Here is a 17,374-nt window from a genome sequence, read left to right as displayed (position 1 = left end):
GGGCCGGTGGTCACCCGACCACCGGCCCCGGCCCGTGCGTGTCACGCCGGGCCGGACTCCTCCGCCGCGCCCTGGCTCAGGAGCACCGGCAGCTCCGGCCGCAGCCCGAGGGACGCCCCGGTCAGCAACAGGGGCGCGTGGACCAGGATGTTGTAGTGGTTCGGCAGATGGCAGCCGTCGAAGCCGAGCACCGTCCCGCACACGCTCCCGCCGATGGTCAGGACGTCCCCCCGGTCCACCACCCCGCCGCACTCCATCTCGGCGAAACCGAGGAACCCGACCCGGTCGATCCGGGCCCCCGGACGCGGGTCCCACCGGTCGGTCACCACCAGCTCATGGACCTCGCCCGGCCGCACACAGCGGCTCGCCCACTCCAGCAGGGTCATCCCCCGGTCGGTGCGCCGGTGCAGCAGGACCTTCACCAGGGTGGCGCGCACCGCACGCTTGGGGCCGTCCTCCGCCGTGTTCCTCATGCCCCGGCCTCCGCGCCGCTCGGCAGGCGCCGGGTGGGCGGGCCGGTCTCCTCCAAGGCGTAAGCCGCCGCGGTGAGTTCGAGGCAGGCGAGCCCCCCGGACGCGCCGTCCCCGGAACCCGCGGCCGCACCGGCGGCCCTCAGCCCGGCGAATTCCGCGAGGATGCCCTCGTACTCGTGCCACAACGACCCCTTGAAGCCGGGGTGGTCCGCGAGGAGGTCCGCGTACAGGGTGCGGCCGTCCGCCAGGGTCACCGTGACGTCCTTCCGCTCCCCGTCGTACGCCCAGTCGAGCAGCACCTCGGCCTCGGCCCCGCCGTCCGCCCGCAGCCGCAGCCGGGCCGTGCGGTCCACCCCCTCCACGTCCCGTCCCACGGTCGCCCGCGTCATCACCACCTCGCCCAGCAACTGCCGTACGAGATCGAAGGCGTTGGGGCCGTTGTCGGCGACGCACCCGCCCCCGCAGCGCTCCGGCTCCAGATACCAGGACTCACCGCCGGTGTGTTCCTCGATGCGCTCCAGATAGCGCACCCGCAGCCGGCGCACCGGGGAGCCCGCCGCCGCGACGGCGTCCCGGAGCGTACGGAAGGCGTCGTTGTGGCGGCGGTGGAACGCGGTGAGCAGCGGGGTGCCCGACGCGGCCGCCAGGGCGGCCAGTTCGCGGCCCTGCGCCACCGTGAGGGCCAGCGGCTTCTCCACGCAGACCGGGACACCGGCGGCCAGGGCCGTCCGGCACACCTCGGCGTGCGCGTCGTTGGGGACGGCGACGACCACTCCGTCCGGCCGGGCCTCCCGCACCATCGCCGCCGCGTCGTCCCAGCCCGGCACCCCGCCTCCGCGCTCCCGCAGCACCTCGGGGCGGGCGTCGCACACCGCGGCGAGCCGCCAGTGCGGGGACCGCTCCAGGGCGGCGAGGTAGTAGCGGGAGATCGCGCCGAGGCCGATCACACCGAGGGCGGCACGGGTGTCCGTCATCGGACCCCACCGCCCGTGTGTCCCTCGTCCTCGGCGTCGTCGAAGAGCCCCAGGGCCGTCAGCTCCTCGTACAGTCCGGCGGGCAGCGGGACGCCCTCGCGGCGGTGCCGCAGTGAGCGTTCCGCCTCCCACCAGCCCGGGTAACGCGGCTCCCCGTCCGACCCGGCGGCCGGCGGGCAGTCGGCGACCGTCCCGAACAGGTCCCGCATCGCGTCCGTGAAGTCCCCGCCGGGGCGCAGCCGCGCGGCGTCCACGGCCAGCAGCAGGAAGCCCACGCCGTCGTCCACGCCCTGTGCCCGGCCGTCGCCCGTCAGGGCCTCGGGGGCCGGACCGGTGGCGCTCCCGGAGAGTCCCGCGGCCAGCACCTCGACCGCCAGCCCGAGGCCGAAGCCCTTGTACGCGCCCGTCTCCGGTGTGCCGCCGAGCCAGCGCAGCCGGGCCTCGGACCGGTCGTAGGCGCCGGGGTCGGTCACGGGGGTGCCGTGCTCGTCCTCCAGCCAGCCCTCCGGTACCGGTGCGCCGTCCCGCTCGGCGAGCCGGAGCCGACCGGTGGGGACCGTGGTGGTGCTCATGTCGAGGACGAAGGGGCGGCCGGGCAGGGCCGGCGCGGCCACGCTCAGCGGATTGGTACCCAGCAGCGGCAGGCTGCCGCCCGGTGCGGGGACGAGCCGCTGGCCGCCGCAGTTGGCCGCCACGACGCCGACCATCCCGGCGGCCGCCGCCCGTGCCGCGTGGAAGCCGGCGCAGCCGAAGTGGGTGGCGCCGCGCACGGCGACGAGCCCGATGCCGTGGCGCCGCGCGCGGGCCACGGCGTCGTCCATCGCCTCGGCCGCCGCCCACAGGCCGAGCGCCCTGCGGTGGTCCACGACGGCGCAGGCCCCGAGGTCGCGCACGGTCACCGGCTCGGCCCACGGGTCGCAGCGTCCGGTCTCCAGCAGCGGCAGGTAGAGCCGCTCCAGGTTGAACAGTCCGTGCGAGGGGAAGCCCACGAGGTCGCCGTGGCAGAGCGCCTCGGCCGCCGTACGGGCGCGTGGGAGGGGCAGCCCCCGGCGGGTGAAGAGGCCCGTGACGGCGTCGAGCAGCCGTTCGTGGCCGACGAGGGCCGTGGGCGCCTCGGGTCGGGGGGTGGTGGTCGTCACGCGGTGGTACCGCCTTTCCGGCAGGGGTCCGGGTCTTCCCCGGAGGGGACAGGGGGTGCGGGGTGGTCGGCGAAGGCGCCGAGGAGGCGGGCGACGACCCCCGCGAACTCCTCCAGGTCGTCGAGGTCGACGAACTCGCCCTGGGCGTGGGCGTGGTTGGCCTCCAGCGAGCCGGGGCCGAGGACCGTGGTGAAGGCGCCGGGCAGTCCGCTCGCCCAGAGGGCGTCGCAGGTGAAGCCGGGGTCGTCGGCGGGTGCGGGTGCCGCCCCCGCCCCGGCGAGCAGGGCCTCGGCCCAGGGGTCGGAGTCGCGCAGCGCGGGCAGGTCGCGTTTGTCCCAGTGGAGCCGGACGATCCGGGCGGCGTCCTTGGCGGTACGCGCGAACGCGGCCGTTTCCCCGAAGCGTTCGCCGAACCGGGCCAGTCCGTCCTGGAGGGCGTCGTTCAGTGCCCCGGCGAGCCGGCGGCCGTCGTCTCCGTGGCCGTAGGAGAGGTTGAGGAGCAGGGTGCCGCGTCCGTAGACGCGGTTGTGCAACTCGCCCGTGCGCAGCCCGGCGACGCAGACGCGGGTGCCGGGGACCGCGCCGTCGAGACGGTGGCCGAGGTGCTGGGCGAGGTGTCCCAGCAGGACGCTCGCGTTGTGTCCGGCCTCGGGGCGGTCGTCGATCGCGTCCTCGCCCTCCACGGTGATCCGTGCGGTCATGGAGGCGGTGGCCCGGGGCACCGAGCGCAGGCCGGTCGGCTCGCAGAAGACGTTGAGCCGTCCGTAGTGTCTGGCGGCGAGCAGGGGGCGGGTGCCGTACGTGCCCATCGCCCCGCCCTCCTCCCCGGCCACGGCCTGCACCAGGACGCCCACGTCCCGGCCGAGTCCGGGGCGGGCGGCCGCCGCCGCCCGGATCCCGGCGAGCAGCGCGACGGCCGGGCCCTTGGCGTCCACCGCGCCCCGGCCGTGGAAGCGCCGTCCGGTGAACCGCACGGGCTCGTCCCCGGCCACGGTGTCGAGGTGGACGTTGAACATGACCGTGCGGGAGCGGGGCACCCGCGGTCCCAGGCGCAGCAGCAGGCTCGGCTGGGCGGTGAGGAACCCGGGGTCGGCTTCGGCCGCCCGGCGCACCACGGCGGGCACGTCGGGCCGCTCCAGCCATACGGGGTCGCAGGGAGCGTGCCGCAGGACGCGCAGTCCGGCCCGTGCCGCGGCGTGTGCGTAGTGCCGCTGGGCGGACCGGAGGGCCTCCGGTGCGGTGCCGCCCTCCAGGGGGCCGGCGGTAGGTAACGAGAGCAGCCGCAGCAGCAGTTCGTGGTCCGCGCCGTCGAGCAGGGGGTGGCCGGGCGGGGGGTGCGGTGGCGGGGTCATGGTGTCCGCCCGGGGCGCGAGGCGGCGTGTTCCAGGAGGCCGCCGGGTCCGGTGCCCGCGGTCAGTCCGGCCAGGAGCTCTTCCAGGCGGCGGCCGGCCCGGACGAAGAGGTCCGCCGCGTCCTCGCCGGGCCGCAGCAGGCCCTCGTGCGGGCGCAGCGCCAGGTGGGGTTCGAGGGAGAGGGGGCCGGTGTACCCGGCCGCCAGGAGCGTCCGCAGGCAGTGTTCCACCTCGGCCTCCCCGTCGCCGGGCAGGACGTAGGCCGTCGTACCGTCCGGACCGCGCACGGCGTCCTTGACGTGCACGTGCGCCACGTACGGCAGGAGGGGGCCCAGCAGGTCCGCGGCGCGGTATCCGTGGGGGACGCCGTTGCCGGTGTCGAAGAGCACGCGCAGGGCGGGGCTGTTCACCTCGGTCAGCAGGCGCAGGGCGCGCCCCGCGTCGGAACCGGCCCATCCGGAGCAGTTCTCGTGGAGCAGGGTGAGTCCGGCGGTCTCGGCCCGGCCGGTCAGCAGGCCCAGCCGCTCGATCGCCCGGCTGCCCCACTCGTCCTGCGGCAGCCCGTCGTTGGGGTACGACATGACCCTGACGCGTCGGCAGTCCAGCAGGGCCGCGTACTCCTCCAGGACCCGTAGTTCGTCGAGGTCCACGGCGAGGTCACCGGTCACGGGGCGGGACCAGTTGCCGATACGGGAGGCGAGGGCGACCACCCGGACCCCCGCACCGGCCAGCCGGCGGGCCGCCCCGCGGATGTCGGCGGCGGGGACGTCGGCCAGGGCGACGCCGTCCAGGGAGCGGAGTTCGACGGCGCGCCAGCCGAGGGCCCGGACGGCGGCGAGCTGGCCGTCGAGGGAGGGGGCGGCCTCGTCGCCGATACCGGCCAGCGGGTGCGGGACCGGGGCGTGGGGAGGCGCCTCCGCTCCTCCGGAGGCCGGGGCGTGCGGACGCGCGCCCGCTCCCTGGGCGGCCGGGCCGGCCGGACGGCCGCCGTCCGGTGGGACCGTGTGCCGTGTCGTCATGCCGTCACCCGCTCCGGGGCCAGGAGGGCCCGCGCGTCGCAGAGCAGCCGGGCCGCCTCCGCCCCGACCACGAAGTCCAGGGCCGGAACACCGGAGGGCAGGGGCCGGTAGGCGGTACGGAAGAGGGCCAGGATCGCGTCGTCACGGAAGACCTGGCGGTCCTCGCCGGGCAGCAGGAGCTGGGCGTGGTCGTCGTCCTCACCGACCGGGAAGTGCGCGGTGACCTCGGCGTCCTGGAACTTCAGGACCACGCTGCGCCGCCGCACGGGAGCCGTCAGGTCCGAACGGACCACCGTGCGCACCCCGTTGGCGTGGTGCAGGACCACCTCCGCCCCGCCCAGACCGGGGCGCGCCGCGGAGCCGACGCGCAGGTCCGTGCAGTGGGCGCGCTCCACCCGGGCCGGCCCCGCCAGATGGGCGGCGAGGGCGAGCGCGTGCGGGACCTCCACCTCCAGCGCGCTGCGGTGCGCCGACGAGGTGAGTGACTTGGTGAACCGGGGTTTGTGCTGCTCCACGGCGATGCCACGCAGCGGTCCGTACGGCTGGCGTACCACCAGCTCACGCATACGCGCGGTGAGTTCGGCGGCGAGCCAGTGGGTGACGACGGAGATCCGCAGGCCCGCGCGCTCGCGCAGCTCACGCAGCGCGTCGAGTTCGCGGTGGGTGGTGGCGAGGGGCTTCTCGACCAGCATCCGCCTCACGCCGTGCTCGGCCAGCTCGCGGAGCAGCGGCAGCCGGTCCTCGGGCGGGGTGCACACATGGGCCACGACCGCCGCCGGGTCGGCCGCCCGGCGCAGGGCCTCGGCCGTCGAGGCGGTGAGGACGACCCCCGACAGATCGCGGGTGGTGTCGGGGCGCGGATCGCAGCCGATCACCGGGGCGATGCGGGCGTCGGGCGAACGCGCCAGCTTCCGCAGTGCCTTGAGGTGCAGTCCGGCCCCTGAGCGGCCGAGTCCGATCACCAGGGGCTGCAACACGATGGCTCCTTCGGAGGTGGGTGGTGGTGAGGTGGGTGGTGACGACCGGGACCGGTCGTACGGCTGCCGGCCGCGGAGGCCGGCCGCACGAGGCCCGCGCGGGCGGCGGAGGGGGCGCCGAGGAGCGCGCCGGGGCGCCCGTGGTCCCGTCCGCGAGCGCTCCGTACGCCGGTGGCCGGGGCGCCGGAAGGCTTCGCGGTACGGCCGGGGAGGAAAGGCGAGGCCGGGCTCACGCGTCTTTCGTGACCCGGCGCCCGTTTCCGTTCTCCATGGAGCCTTTCGGCATCACCGAACCGACGTCAAGTCACCCCGGGAATATGCACTACAAAGTGTGAAGAGGATTGTTTCCACTGTTCTCCCACTCGCGTTTCGGTCAGGCTGTGTGCGTTCATGGCGAAGATCGGGGAGGGTTTCGGGAATGGGTTCCACACCAAGGGGCGACACCCTTGCGGGGATAGGCACGTCGACCGTTCCGGACCCCTCCTCACCTGGGATCCCCTTCTTCTCGCAGGCCCGCGGATTCCGCCGTCTGTGGCCCCTGGTCGAACAGAACCTTGAGCGTGTGTTCGACAACGGCAAGTTTTCGCACGGCGCTCAGGTGTCCGCATGGGAAAAGGAACTCTCGGCCTACACCGGGGCCCGGTTCGCCATCGGGGTGAACAGTGGGACGGACGCGCTGATCCTGCTGTTGCGCGCCTGCGGTCTGCGGCCCGGTGACGAAGTGCTGGTGCCCGCCTACTCCTTCTTCGCGACGGCCTCCGCCGTCGTCCTCGCCGGGGGCACCCCGAGGTTCGTGGACATCAACCCCGACACCTACGCCATGGATCCGGAGGCCCTGGCCGCCGCGGTCACCCCGGCCTGCCGTTTCGTGATGCCCGCGCACCTCTTCCACCGGACGGCCGACATGGCCGCAATCGGCGCCGTGGCCCGGACCCACGGTCTGACCGTCGTGGAGGACAGCGCCGAGGCGATCGGGATGTACCGGCGGGGACGCCACGCGGGGCTGTCCGGCGCCGGAGGGGTGCTGTCCTTCTTCCCGAGCAAGACCCTCGGCGCGCTGGGCGACGCCGGTGCCGTGCTCACCGACGACCCTGAACTGGCCCGCGCCGTCGACGCGTTGCGCCACCACGGCCGGGCGGGTCTGACACTCGACGACTTCCCCGCGATCGCGACCGAGAGCACCTGGGTCGGCACCAACAGCAAGATGGACGACGTGCAGGCGGCCGTCCTCCTGGCCCGGATGACGACGCTGGAGGACGAGATCGCCCGCCGGGCCCTGCTCGCCGCCCACTACACCGCGCGGCTGCGCCACGTCCCCGGCGTCCTGCGGCTGCCGGTGTCCACCGCCCGGCCCGAGGACGGCGACCGGGACGTCTTCTACGTCTACCTGATCGAGGCCGAGCACCGCGACGCCCTCGTCGCCCACCTCGACCGGCAGGGCATCGGCACCGAGGTCTACTACCCGGTGCCGCTGCCGCACCAGCCCGCCTTCGCCCGACTCGGCCACCGGCCGGGCGCGTTCCCGCACGCCGAGGCGGCGGCCGGTCGGGCCGTGGCGCTGCCGCTGTACCCGGACCTCACCGTCGAGGAGGCCGACCGGGTCTGCGCCGCCGTCGCCGGCTTCTACGCGGCACACGCCCCGGCGGCGACCGAGGACAGCGGGAGGACGACATGACCGGACCGACCCACCCCGGTGGCCTGGCGGCGACCACCCCACCGGGCGGGGAGGCCACCGTCGCACCGGGCGCAGACCCCACGGTGCCCGCGCCCGCCGTCGCACCGGGCGCAGACCCCACCGTGCCCGCGCCCGCCGTCGCACCGGGCGGAGACCCCGCCGTGCCCGCGCCCTCCGGCACCACCGGTCTCACCGGCCCCGGCGGCCCGGCGGGTACCCCCCGTACCGCCCCCGTCCCGTTCTTTCCGCCCCACCTCTTCGAGGCCGACCGCAGGGCCCTGCTGGACCTCGTCCGCGATGTGGCCCTCGACCCCTCGCAGCGCTTCATCCTCGGCCACCGCACCCAGGAGTTCGAGCGGGTGCTGCGCGCCTCGCTGGGCGCCACCGACGTCGTCCTCTGCGGCAGCGGCACCTCGGCGCTCGAACTCGTGCTCACCGCCATGGACGTGGGCCCCGGTGACGAGGTGGTGGTCCCCGCCTTCGGCTGCGCCCCGCTCGCCGCCTCCGTGATCAACGTCGGGGCCGTCCCGGTCTTCGCCGACATCGACCCGCACACCATGGTCGCGGACCCCGACGCCATGGAACGGCGCATCACGCCCAGGACCAAGGCCCTGATGCCCGCGCACATGTTCTCCGTCATGGCCGACATGCCCCGCTTCACCGCGCTCGCCCGACGCCACGGACTGCGACTCGTCGAGGACTCCGCCGTCGCCCAGGGGGCCGTCCTCGGCACCACACCCGCGGGCCTGTGGGGCGACGCCGGGGTCTACTCCTTCGTCCAGGTGAAGTCCTGCGGGATGCCCGGCGAGGGCGGCGCGGTCGTCACCCGCGACGCCGAACTCGCCCGCCGGGTACGGATGCTGCGCAACCACGGGCAGGACGGCCGTCAGCGCTTCGTCCACCAGGTGATCGGCCGCAACAGCCGGTTCGACGAGGTGCAGGCCGCCTTCCAGCTGCACCGCTTCGACGGCTTCCCGGCCCGGCTGGAGCGCCGGGCCCGCATCGCCGCCCACTACACCGAGCGCTTCGCCCCGCTCGCCGAGCACGGAATCGTTCCGCCTCCCCAAGGCGGTGACGGCCGCTGCCACTACGTCTACTGCCTGCTCGCCGAGGAACGCGACGCGCTGCGCGCCCACCTCACGCGTGCCGGGGTGGAGACCCACGTCTACTACCCCCGGCCGCTGCCCGCGCAGCCGGCCTTCGCCCGGTACGCCCGCCCCGGCGAGACCTGGCCACACGCCCACGCCGCCGCCGCGCGCATCCTCGCCCTTCCCGTGCACCACCTCCTGACCGACGCCGAGGTGGAACACGTCACCGAGAGCGTGCGCTCCTTCGCCGACGCGCGCTGACCCCGCCCGCCGCACGGGCCTGACACGAACACCACGAAAGACCGAGGAACAATGACACAGAGCGTCGCGGCCGAAACGGGCACCGCCCCCGCCGCGCCCCGCCCCGAGGGCAAGGCGCACAGCTACCGGAGACTGGGCAAACTCGACGTCTTCGACTACTACCTGAGCGCCCCGGTGGTCCTGGCCGCGATCCTGCTGCCGCTCTCCGGCCTGACCGGCCGCGGCATCGGCACGCTCACCCTCCTCCTCCTCGGACAGGTCCTCGTCATCATGGCGATGGTCGCCCTGGACGACGTGACCGGATACCGCGACGGCAGCGACCTCGCCAACTACGGCCCGGACCACCCCCTCCGCAACGTGCTGCGCAAGCCGCTCGTCGCCGGGACGCTCACCGAACGCGAGGCGCTCCGCTTCGCCCGGATCTGCGCCGTGGCCGGCGCGGCCGTCTGGGCGCTCACGGTCGCCGTCGCCCCGCACCGGCCGCTGTGGGCGGTCGTGCTGCTGGCTCTCCTCTACGTCGTCTCCCTCCAGTACTCCTACGGCCTGAAGATCAGTTACCACGGCTTCCAGGAGGCGTTCCTCGTCGCCCTGGGGCTCGTCCTGGTGCTCGCCCCCTACGGCCTGCTCACCGGGCAGTACACCGGGTTCCTCCTGGTGCAGGGACTCCTCTTCGGCTTCGGACCGCTGATGTTCGGGGTGTACTCCAACACCAACGACGTCGAGGGCGACCGCGCCGTCGGGCGCCCCACCGTCGCCGCCCTGGTCTCCCCACGCGGCAACGCCGTCTTCGTCGGGGCCCTGTCGGCGGCCGAGTACCTGATCAGCGTCACGGCCTCGGTCACCGGACTCGCGCCCTGGTGGTTCGCCCTCGTCATGCTCCCGGCCGGGTGCCTGAGGCTGCGGCAGTACGTCACCGGCTTCCGCGCCGGGAACGTCATGGTCGCCCGGCGCACCGGCTTCCGCGTGCACCGGCTGAGCGTCGTCCTCCTGATCGTGACGAACCTCCTCGTCGGGGCGGGGGCCTCATGAGCCCGGACCTCGACGTCGCCGTCGTCGGCGCCGGGCCGGCCGGACTCACCGCCGCCCACGAACTGCGCCGCGCCGGCCTGACCGTACGCGTCTTCGAGAGCCACGCCGAGGTGGGCGGCCGGATGCGTTCCTTCCGCCACAACGGCTGGACCGTCGACCAGGGGGCCGAGCAGATCCCCGCCCAGGGCTACCGCGCCACCTGGGAACTCCTCGACCGCCTCGGTGTCCCGCGCACCGACGTGCCCCGCATCGGCGGCGGCCTCGCCGTGTGGCGCGACGGGCGGCCCCGGCCGGGGGTCGCCGGTCCCGGCGCCCTCTTCGGAGGCGGCGGGCTCGGCCCCCGCGCCCGGCTCGACCTGGCCCGGCTGATCGGCCGGATCGCCCGGCACCCCGGCGCCTACGACGGCGACCGGCCCGAGGAGACCCCGGCCGGCGCCGCCACCGTCCGTGCCCTGGCCCGGCGTTACCACCCGGACCTGCACGACTACCTGCTCCAGCCGCTCGCCGGCTGCTGCTTCGGCTGGGACACCGCCCGCTCCACCGCCGCCCCGATGCTGAGCCTGCTCGCCGAGGTCGGACCGCCGTCCGGCTGGCGCACCTACCGCGACGGCATGGACCTGCTGGCCCGGCGGCTCGCCGGGACCGTGGACGTCGAGACCGGCCGTACCGTGCACGAGGTCGTCGAGGCGGACGGCCGCACCCTGGTGCGCTGCGCCGACGGGGAGATCACCGCACGGGCCGCCGTCCTCGCCGTACCGGCTCCCGTCGCCGCCGCCCTGCGGCCCCAGGCGCCCCCCGAGGAACGCGCGTTCCTCGACGCCTGCACCTTCAGCTCCGCCCTCAAGGTCAGCTGCCTGCTCAAGCGGCCCCTGGCCCCCACCGCGGGCGGCCGGCCGCTCTATCTGCTGCTCACCCCCGCCGTCGAGGAGGACGTCCTGTCCGCCGTCATCGCCGACCACGTCAAGCACCCCGGACGCGCCCCACGCGGCAGGGGGCTGCTGACGCTCATGGCCGCCCCCGGGACCGTGCCCGGCCTGCTGGACAGCCCGCCCGAGGAAACGGCCGGCCGGCTGCTCGCCGCCGCCGAGCGCTATGTACCGGGGCTCGGCGCCGCCACCCTGCGCACCTTCGTGCACGCCTTCCCGCACGCCCTGCCCGAGGCCACGCCCCGCGCCCTGCACCTGCGCGGCCGCTTCGCCGGGCGGCCCGCCCGCGCCGTCGAGTACGCGGGCGACTGGGTCATGCTGCGCCCCGCCTCCGAGGGCGCCGTACGCTCCGGCGGCCTCGCCGCCTCCCGTGTCCTCAGCCGGCTCGGCGCCCGGCTCCCGCGTCCCGCCCGGGTACCGGCGGTGGCCCGGTGAAGCCGTACGACATGGGGGTGCTCTTCGACGAGGCGGCGGAGCGCGGCCACACCACCGCCGTCCACCTCGACCGGCCCCTGGACCTCGCCCCCGAGGACGGCGTGCGCTGGACCGTCCCCCGGCTGGCCCGCCTGGTGGCCACCACTGCCGCCCGGCTCGCGCGGGCCGGGGCGGGCCGCGGCGACCGCGTCGCCGTCGTCAAGGAGAACCACTGGGACTACGACCTCCTGGCCTGCGCCGCCGTCCGCGCCGGAGCCGTGCCCGCCCAGCTCTCCGGGGCGCTCGACCCGCCGGTCCTCGCCGCCCTCCTCACCCGGCTCCGGCCGGCCGTGCTCGTCACCTCCGCCGCCGTGCTGGAACGCTGCCGGGGATCGGACATCGACCTGGCCGCCCTCGCCCGCACCTGCCTCACCGTCGGCACGGACGCCCCCGGCGCCGTACCGCTCGCCGCCGTCGAACCCGGTCCCTGGGTGCACCACCGGCGGCACGACGACGAACCCCTGGTCATCAACCACACCTCCGGCACCACCGGGGTGCCCAAACTCGTCGTGCACTCCACCCGCACGATCATCCGCAAACTGGCCCGCTTCGAGGCGGTCCCCTACCCCGGCATCGGCGTCCGCCGCGACGACACCCTGCTGCACGCCGGCTCCTACGCCCACGGGCGCACCTTCTGCTGGACGGCGGTGGCCTTCTCCCGCGCCCCGAAGGCCGTGGTGATGCTCTCCGACACCGATCCCGACCGGGCGGACCCGCTGCTGCGCGCCCACCGGCCGACCATCGTCGAGGCCCTGCCGAGCGTCTACGTCCGTCTCCAGGGCCTCACCGGCCGACTCGACAACCCCTTCCGCCGCGTGCGCCTCTACATCAGCACCTACGACGCCGTGCACCCGCCCACGCTCCGCGCCTATCTGCGGGCCAGCGCGCATCCGCGTCCGGTGTGGATGCAGGGCTGGGGCCAGACCGAGACCGGCCCCCTCACCTTCCGCTTCCACACGCGTACGGCCGCCGGTGACGGCCGCACCTCCTCGACCGCCCGTGACCTGGGCCGGCCCATCCCGCTCAAGACCCGGCTGCGGGTGGTCGATCCCCGGACCCGGCTGCCGCTGCCACGCGGCCGGGCCGGACTGCTCCAGACCAGGACCGCCGCGCTCGCGCTGGGGTACGTCGGCGAGGAGGACCGCTGGGCGGACAAGCACCACGACGGGTGGTGGAACACCGGGGACCTCGGGGTGCTGCGCCGTGACGGCAGCGTCCGCCTCCTGGACCGCGAGGTGGACAGTCCCGGGCGGCTCAGCTGCCTGGAGACCGAGGACCTGCTGGAGGTACGGCTGCCCGAGGCGCTGGAGTGCGTGGTGCTCGGCCGCCCGGACGGCAAGGACCCGCTGCCCGTCGTCGTCACTCCCGACGGACACCTGGACCCGGTGCGCTGGCGCACCGCCGCCGGCCATCTCCCGCTCGCCGAACCGGCCGTGCTCACCTGGGACGAGGTGCCCCGCACCGGTACCGGGAAGGTGCGGCGCTCCGCCCTGCTGGAGCGGCTCACCGGGGACGCGTCCACCTGTGGCACCGGCCGCTGGACCTGACCGCCCGCGCACCCCTCCCCCGTCTCCCTTCTCTCCCACCGAAGGACTCCACCGTGCCGCAGCCGACGGCCACGCAACCCGCCGCGGGTTATGTCTTCGACAACGCCACCGAGCACAGCACGGAGCAGCACCGCTGTCTCGCCGCCGCCTACGACCCCGTGACCCTGCCCCGGCTGGCCGCCACGGGCGTCGGTCCGGGCTGGCACTGCCTGGAGGTCGGCGCGGGCGGCGGCAGCGTCGCCCGCTGGCTGGCCGGCCGGGTCGGCCCGGACGGTTCGGTCCTCGCCACCGACGTGGACCCGCGCCACATCTCCCCCGCCCCCCACCTGGAGGTGCGCGCCCACGACCTGGTGAACGACCCGCTCCCGCAGGACCGTTACGACCTCGTCGTGGCCCGGCTCGTCCTCCAGCACCTGCCCGAACGGCGCGCCGTGCTCGGCAAGCTGGTCCGTGCCCTGCGGCCCGGCGGGGTGCTCCAGATCGACGAGTTCGACACCTCGTACGAGCCCCCGCTCCTCGCCCCCGACCCGGAGGCGGAACGGCTCTACACCGCCTTCCTGGCCGCCAAGTCCGCCGCGATGCGCGCCGGGGGCGGTGATCCGCACTGGGGCAGGCGGGTGCCGGACGCACTGCGGTCGGCCGGGCTGGTGGACCTCGACGTACGCCCGTACGTCGAGGTGCGGCACGCGGGATCACCGAGCCTCCAGCTCCAGCTGCACCACACCCACCACCTCCGCGAACGGCTCCTCGCCCAGGGGATGACGGACCAGCAGCTCGACCGGGTGCGGGAGATCATGCGGGATCCGGGCTTCCTGGCGGCCAGCAGCGTCCTGTACTCGACGCGGGGCCGGCGGCCGGGGCCGGTGGAGCGGTGAGCACCCCCGTCCTCTCCCCCGTCACCACCGCCACCCCCGTCACCCCGGCCGCCACCGCGGAGGTGACGGCCCGTCTGCTGCGCGCGGCGACCGACGGGACCGTGCCGCCCGCCGCCGTGCGGGAGGTGCGTCTGACGGCGGACTGGGCCGGGCCCGTCACGGGCCCCCTCGCCGGGGAAGAAGCGGTCCAGGCGGCCTGCGGGATCATGCACGTCCACGGGCGCGCGGCGGGCCGGCCGCTGCCGCTCGGTGTGGACTACGCCGCGACCGCCGCCGGGGTGCTCGCCGCCCAGGGGGTGTGCGCGGTCCTGTTCGCCCGGCACCGGGGGCTCGGCCTCGGCGAGGTGCGGACCTCGGCCGCCCAGGGGGCCCTGCTCGCGCTCTCCCAGTACCTCGCCGCCGCCACCGCCCCGCCGGGCGGCTCGCGGGAGCCGGGCGCGCCCGGGGGCGCCACGCTGGTCTCGGCGGAGGGCACCGCCTTCGAGATCGAGACCCTCGACCCGGAGGCGTGGCGGGGGTTCTGGCACCGGCTCGGTGTTCCCGCACGGTCGGCGGGGCACGGCTGGGGTCCCTTCCAGCAGCGGTTCGCCACCGCCGTGTGCCCGCTCCCCGGAGAGCTGCGGGCGGCGGCCCGCGCGCAACCGCTCGCCGCCCTGTGCGCCGCCGCGCAGGCCGAGGGGGTCAGCCTCGTCCCGCTGCCGGACGGTCCGGTCCCCGACGTGCCGGTGGAGCCGGTGTGCCTGACGGCGGGACCGACGTACGCGCCGGTGTTCGCGGGGCGGGCGTCCGGCGCCCTGCCGCTGACGGGCGTACGGGTCGTGGAGTCCACCCGCCGGGTGCAGGGCCCGCTCGCCGGCCACGTCCTGCGGCTGCTGGGCGCCGAGGTCGTCCGCGTCGAGCCGCCGGGTGGTGACCCGATGCGCGGGCTGCCGCCCCTGGCCTCCGGCGGCTCCGTACGCCACTCGGCGCTCAACGCCGGGAAACGGGTCGTCGAGGCCGATCTGCGGACCGCCGCCGGGCGGGCGGCCGTGCGCGCACTCGTGGCGGACGCCGATGTCTTCGTGCACAACTGGGCGCCCGGCCGCGCCGCGCGCCTGGGGCTCGACGCCGATGATCTGTGGCGGGTCCGGCCGGGGCTCGTCCACGCCGGTGCCTCCGGTTTCGGTGACGCCTATCCGCCCGGCTCCACCCCGATCGGCACCGACTATCTCGCCCAGGCGCGCAGCGGTCTCGCCGCGGCCCTGCGGCCGGCCGGGGAGGTGCCCGCGCCCTCGCTCATGACCCTCACCGACGTCCTCGGCGGGCTGCTCTGCGCCCACGCGGTGGTGGCGGGGCTGCTGCGGCGCGAGCGCGGGGGGCACGGGGTGCGCGCCGCGTCCTCGCTGCTGTCGGCCGCCGGTCTCGTGCCCCGCCCGCCCGTGCGGCGCCGGGCCCGGTCGCCGCTGGAGCTGCCGGTACGCACGGCCGACGGCCATCTGCACCTCGGCGCGCGGACCGCCGCCGACCTCTCCCTGCTCGCCCGCCTCACCGGCCCGGGTACGGCCGACCCGCGTGCCGTGGCCGCGCGCTTCGACCGCCTCCCCACCGCCGGGTGGCTGGAGCGGCTGGCTCTCGCCGGTGCGGACGCCACCGAGGTGCGGTGCGATCTCGCCACCCTCCCCGGTGATCCTCGATTCCGGGATGCCGTGGATCCCGCGCCGCCGGACGGGCACGCCACGGTCCGCAGCCCTTGGACGTTCGCGTGACGGGCGCGCTGCTGGACCCGGGGGCCGGGACGCGGGCGCCCGGAGTGCCGAAGCCGGGGGCCGGGACGCGGACGCCCGGAGTGCCGAAGCCGGGGGCCGGGGTGCGGGCGCCCGAGGTGCCCTGGGCCTCCCGTGCCGGTGTGCCCTTCCCCGACCGGGTGCCCCGGGCGGACCGCCGCGCGTGGACCGAGGGCGGTCTCTGCCCGGACCTCGACCTCTACTCCCTCTTCCGTGCCCAGGTACGGCGCCATCCCGGCCGCCAGGCCGTGGTGGAGACCGGCGAACCGGCCGGTGGCGGGCTCACCTTCGCCGCCCTGGACGCCGAAGTCCGCCGTATCGGGGCCCTGTTCATTCAGGCGGGGCTCGGCGCGGGGGACGTGGTCGCGCTGCGGCTGCCCGGGGGCCGGGACGCCGTCGCCGCCGAACTCGCGGTGTACGCGATCGGCGCGGTCGCCCTGCCCTATCCGCCGGGCGGCGGCAGCCGGGACACCCTCGCGCTCCTGGGCGCCTCCCGCGCCCGCGCGCTGGTGTGCGCCGACCCGGAGGATGTGGCCGCGTGCGCGCGACTTCCGTATGTGGAGGCGCTGTTCAGCCCGGTGCGCGGTCTGCCGGGCACCCGCTGGCTCGGGGCGGCGGCCACCCGTCCCTGGCGTCCGGCGCCGGTGGATCCGGCCGCGCCCGCCCGTGTCCTCGTCTCCTCGGGCACCGAGGCGGCGCCCAAGATGGTCGCCTACGCCCATCAGGCGATGGGCGGGGGCCGGGCCGCCTATCTCAGGGCGCTCGCCCCGGGCGCGGAGCCCCGCCGCCATCTGGTCCTCGCCCCGCTGGCCTCCTCCTTCGGCTCCTGCGGCATCGTCACCCTGGCGGCGCTCGGCGGCACCCTCGTCGTGCCGCCGTCGTTCTCGGTGCGCGGGGCGCTGCGGGCGCTCGGCACGCACCGGCCCACCCATGTCTTCGGGGTGCCGACGATGCTGCGGTGGCTGGCGGAGGCCCCGGCCGCGCCCGGCGTGGAATTCCCGGGGCCAGGCGAGGACTTCCCGTGGCTGCGGGCGGTCGTGTCCAGCGGTGCGGCGCTGCCGGCCTCCACGGCGCGTGCCTGTGTGCGCCGGTTCGGGCGGCCGGTGCTGACGGTGTACGGCTCGTCCGACGGCGTCAACTGCCACACCGTGTGGTCGCCCGACGCCGAGGAGGAGTACGCGGGGGTGCCCGACCCGGCCGTCACCCGCATCCGGATCACGGGTCCCGACGACCGCCCCGTACCGCCCGGCGGCACGGGGGAGATCCAGGCCAAGGGGCCGATGACCCCCCTCTGCTACGTCGGGGACCCGGCGCTGGACGCGCGCTACCGCACCGCCGACGGCTGGGTGCGCACCGGTGACCTCGGGCGGCTCGGCCCGGACGGGGGGCTGTCCGTCCTCGGCCGGTTGAAGAATGTCGTGATCCGCGGCGGTCTCAACATCAGTCCCGCCGAGGTCGAGCGGGAGCTCGCCCACCATCCGGCGGTCGCCGAGGCCATCTGCGTCCCGGTGCCCGACCCGGACCTCGGTGAACGGCTGTGCGCCTGTGTCCGGCCCGTGCCGGGCGCCCCGGTGCCCTCGCTGCCGGAGCTGGGCGGGTTCCTGACGCGGCGGGGCCTGGAGCGACGCAAGCTGCCCGAACGGCTCCTGCGCGTGGGGGCCATGCCGCTGGGTCCCACGGGGAAGGTCTGCCGCCGCACGCTGTCCGAGCGGGCCGCGGCGGAGTGCCGCTGAGCGCTCTCGTACGCCTGCGGACACCGCCGGGACACGAGAATCCTCGAACCCCGGCGGTACACAGCGGTG

Annotated in this window: 14 protein-coding genes; 8 read left to right on the top strand and 6 right to left on the bottom strand. The window is 75.9% G+C overall.

Annotated features, from left to right (window positions below; all coding sequences use genetic code 11):
* Window positions 1–41 precede the first annotated feature (41 nt).
* The 6 genes from B9S64_RS23130 to B9S64_RS23105 are packed head-to-tail and all read right to left on the bottom strand — an operon-like array spanning window position 42 to window position 5,934.
* Window positions 42–473 carry a DUF6917 domain-containing protein gene (locus B9S64_RS23130; RefSeq protein WP_103493918.1) on the bottom strand — a complete coding sequence of 144 codons (432 nt, stop codon included), beginning with the start codon at window positions 471–473 and terminating at the stop codon, window positions 42–44.
* On the bottom strand, window positions 470–1,447 hold the full coding sequence (locus B9S64_RS23125) for a Gfo/Idh/MocA family protein (RefSeq protein WP_103493919.1): 978 nt from the start codon (window positions 1,445–1,447) through the stop codon (window positions 470–472). The genes B9S64_RS23130 and B9S64_RS23125 overlap by 4 nt, the downstream gene beginning before the upstream one ends.
* Window positions 1,444–2,586, bottom strand: a complete 1,143-nt coding sequence (locus B9S64_RS23120) for an Ldh family oxidoreductase (RefSeq protein ID WP_109492102.1) — start codon at window positions 2,584–2,586, stop codon at window positions 1,444–1,446. Before B9S64_RS23120 ends, B9S64_RS23125 begins: the two co-directional genes overlap by 4 nt.
* Complete coding sequence (locus tag B9S64_RS23115) at window positions 2,583–3,938, bottom strand: M20/M25/M40 family metallo-hydrolase (RefSeq protein WP_103489690.1); 1,356 nt, start codon at window positions 3,936–3,938, stop codon at window positions 2,583–2,585. Before B9S64_RS23115 ends, B9S64_RS23120 begins: the two co-directional genes overlap by 4 nt.
* Window positions 3,935–4,957 carry a sugar phosphate isomerase/epimerase gene (locus B9S64_RS23110; RefSeq protein ID WP_103489689.1) on the bottom strand — a complete coding sequence of 341 codons (1,023 nt, stop codon included), beginning with the start codon at window positions 4,955–4,957 and terminating at the stop codon, window positions 3,935–3,937. The genes B9S64_RS23115 and B9S64_RS23110 overlap by 4 nt, the downstream gene beginning before the upstream one ends.
* A complete protein-coding gene (locus B9S64_RS23105) occupies window positions 4,954–5,934 on the bottom strand; it encodes a Gfo/Idh/MocA family oxidoreductase (protein ID WP_103489688.1) in 981 nt (326 codons plus the stop codon). The genes B9S64_RS23110 and B9S64_RS23105 overlap by 4 nt, the downstream gene beginning before the upstream one ends.
* 418 nt (window positions 5,935–6,352) lie before the next feature.
* On the opposite strand from B9S64_RS23105, the gene B9S64_RS23100 reads away from it, so the two are divergent.
* Genes B9S64_RS23100 through B9S64_RS23065 form a run of 8 tightly spaced genes read left to right on the top strand, consistent with a single transcriptional unit; the run spans window position 6,353 to window position 17,305 of the window.
* Window positions 6,353–7,609, top strand: a complete 1,257-nt coding sequence (locus B9S64_RS23100; RefSeq protein ID WP_103489687.1) for a DegT/DnrJ/EryC1/StrS aminotransferase family protein — start codon at window positions 6,353–6,355, stop codon at window positions 7,607–7,609.
* On the top strand, window positions 7,606–8,958 hold the full coding sequence (locus B9S64_RS23095; RefSeq protein WP_219818757.1) for an aminotransferase class I/II-fold pyridoxal phosphate-dependent enzyme: 1,353 nt from the start codon (window positions 7,606–7,608) through the stop codon (window positions 8,956–8,958). The genes B9S64_RS23100 and B9S64_RS23095 overlap by 4 nt, the downstream gene beginning before the upstream one ends.
* A 51-nt stretch (window positions 8,959–9,009) precedes the next feature.
* A complete protein-coding gene (locus B9S64_RS23090; protein WP_103489686.1) occupies window positions 9,010–9,987 on the top strand; it encodes a UbiA family prenyltransferase in 978 nt (325 codons plus the stop codon).
* Window positions 9,984–11,348, top strand: a complete 1,365-nt coding sequence (locus B9S64_RS23085; protein WP_103505217.1) for an FAD-dependent oxidoreductase — start codon at window positions 9,984–9,986, stop codon at window positions 11,346–11,348. Before B9S64_RS23090 ends, B9S64_RS23085 begins: the two co-directional genes overlap by 4 nt.
* Window positions 11,345–12,934 (top strand): class I adenylate-forming enzyme family protein, encoded by a 1,590-nt coding sequence (locus tag B9S64_RS23080; RefSeq protein WP_309136915.1) that lies wholly within the window; start codon window positions 11,345–11,347, stop codon window positions 12,932–12,934. Before B9S64_RS23085 ends, B9S64_RS23080 begins: the two co-directional genes overlap by 4 nt.
* A gap of 53 nt (window positions 12,935–12,987) precedes the next feature.
* The gene (locus tag B9S64_RS23075) at window positions 12,988–13,809 is read left to right on the top strand and encodes a methyltransferase (RefSeq protein ID WP_103488965.1); all 822 of its coding nucleotides are present in this window, start codon (window positions 12,988–12,990) and stop codon (window positions 13,807–13,809) included.
* Window positions 13,806–15,554 (top strand): CoA transferase, encoded by a 1,749-nt coding sequence (locus B9S64_RS23070; RefSeq protein ID WP_258317576.1) that lies wholly within the window; start codon window positions 13,806–13,808, stop codon window positions 15,552–15,554. Before B9S64_RS23075 ends, B9S64_RS23070 begins: the two co-directional genes overlap by 4 nt.
* Window positions 15,539–17,305, top strand: coding sequence for a class I adenylate-forming enzyme family protein (locus tag B9S64_RS23065; RefSeq protein WP_308460748.1), 1,767 nt, complete (start codon window positions 15,539–15,541; stop codon window positions 17,303–17,305). The genes B9S64_RS23070 and B9S64_RS23065 overlap by 16 nt, the downstream gene beginning before the upstream one ends.
* Window positions 17,306–17,374 lie beyond the last annotated feature (69 nt).

It is taken from the genome of Streptomyces sp. SM18 (assembly GCF_002910775.2).
In the GTDB taxonomy this organism is placed as follows: Bacteria; Actinomycetota; Actinomycetes; order Streptomycetales; family Streptomycetaceae; genus Streptomyces; species Streptomyces halstedii.
Note: the sequence above shows the minus strand (reverse complement) of the source record. Positions and strands in the feature narration are given on the sequence as shown.

Excerpts from the sequence above, each read along its gene's own strand:
- B9S64_RS23130 (WP_103493918.1), bottom strand. The coding sequence starts at position 473 with ATGAGGAACACGGCGGAGGACGGCCCCAAGCGTGCGGTGCGCGCCACC.
- B9S64_RS23125 (WP_103493919.1), bottom strand. The coding sequence starts at position 1,447 with ATGACGGACACCCGTGCCGCCCTCGGTGTGATCGGCCTCGGCGCGATC.
- B9S64_RS23115 (WP_103489690.1), bottom strand. The coding sequence starts at position 3,938 with ATGACCCCGCCACCGCACCCCCCGCCCGGCCACCCCCTGCTCGACGGC.
- B9S64_RS23110 (WP_103489689.1), bottom strand. The coding sequence starts at position 4,957 with ATGACGACACGGCACACGGTCCCACCGGACGGCGGCCGTCCGGCCGGC.
- B9S64_RS23100 (WP_103489687.1), top strand. The coding sequence starts at position 6,353 with ATGGGTTCCACACCAAGGGGCGACACCCTTGCGGGGATAGGCACGTCG.
- B9S64_RS23095 (WP_219818757.1), top strand. The coding sequence starts at position 7,606 with ATGACCGGACCGACCCACCCCGGTGGCCTGGCGGCGACCACCCCACCG.
- B9S64_RS23090 (WP_103489686.1), top strand. The coding sequence starts at position 9,010 with ATGACACAGAGCGTCGCGGCCGAAACGGGCACCGCCCCCGCCGCGCCC.
- B9S64_RS23085 (WP_103505217.1), top strand. The coding sequence starts at position 9,984 with ATGAGCCCGGACCTCGACGTCGCCGTCGTCGGCGCCGGGCCGGCCGGA.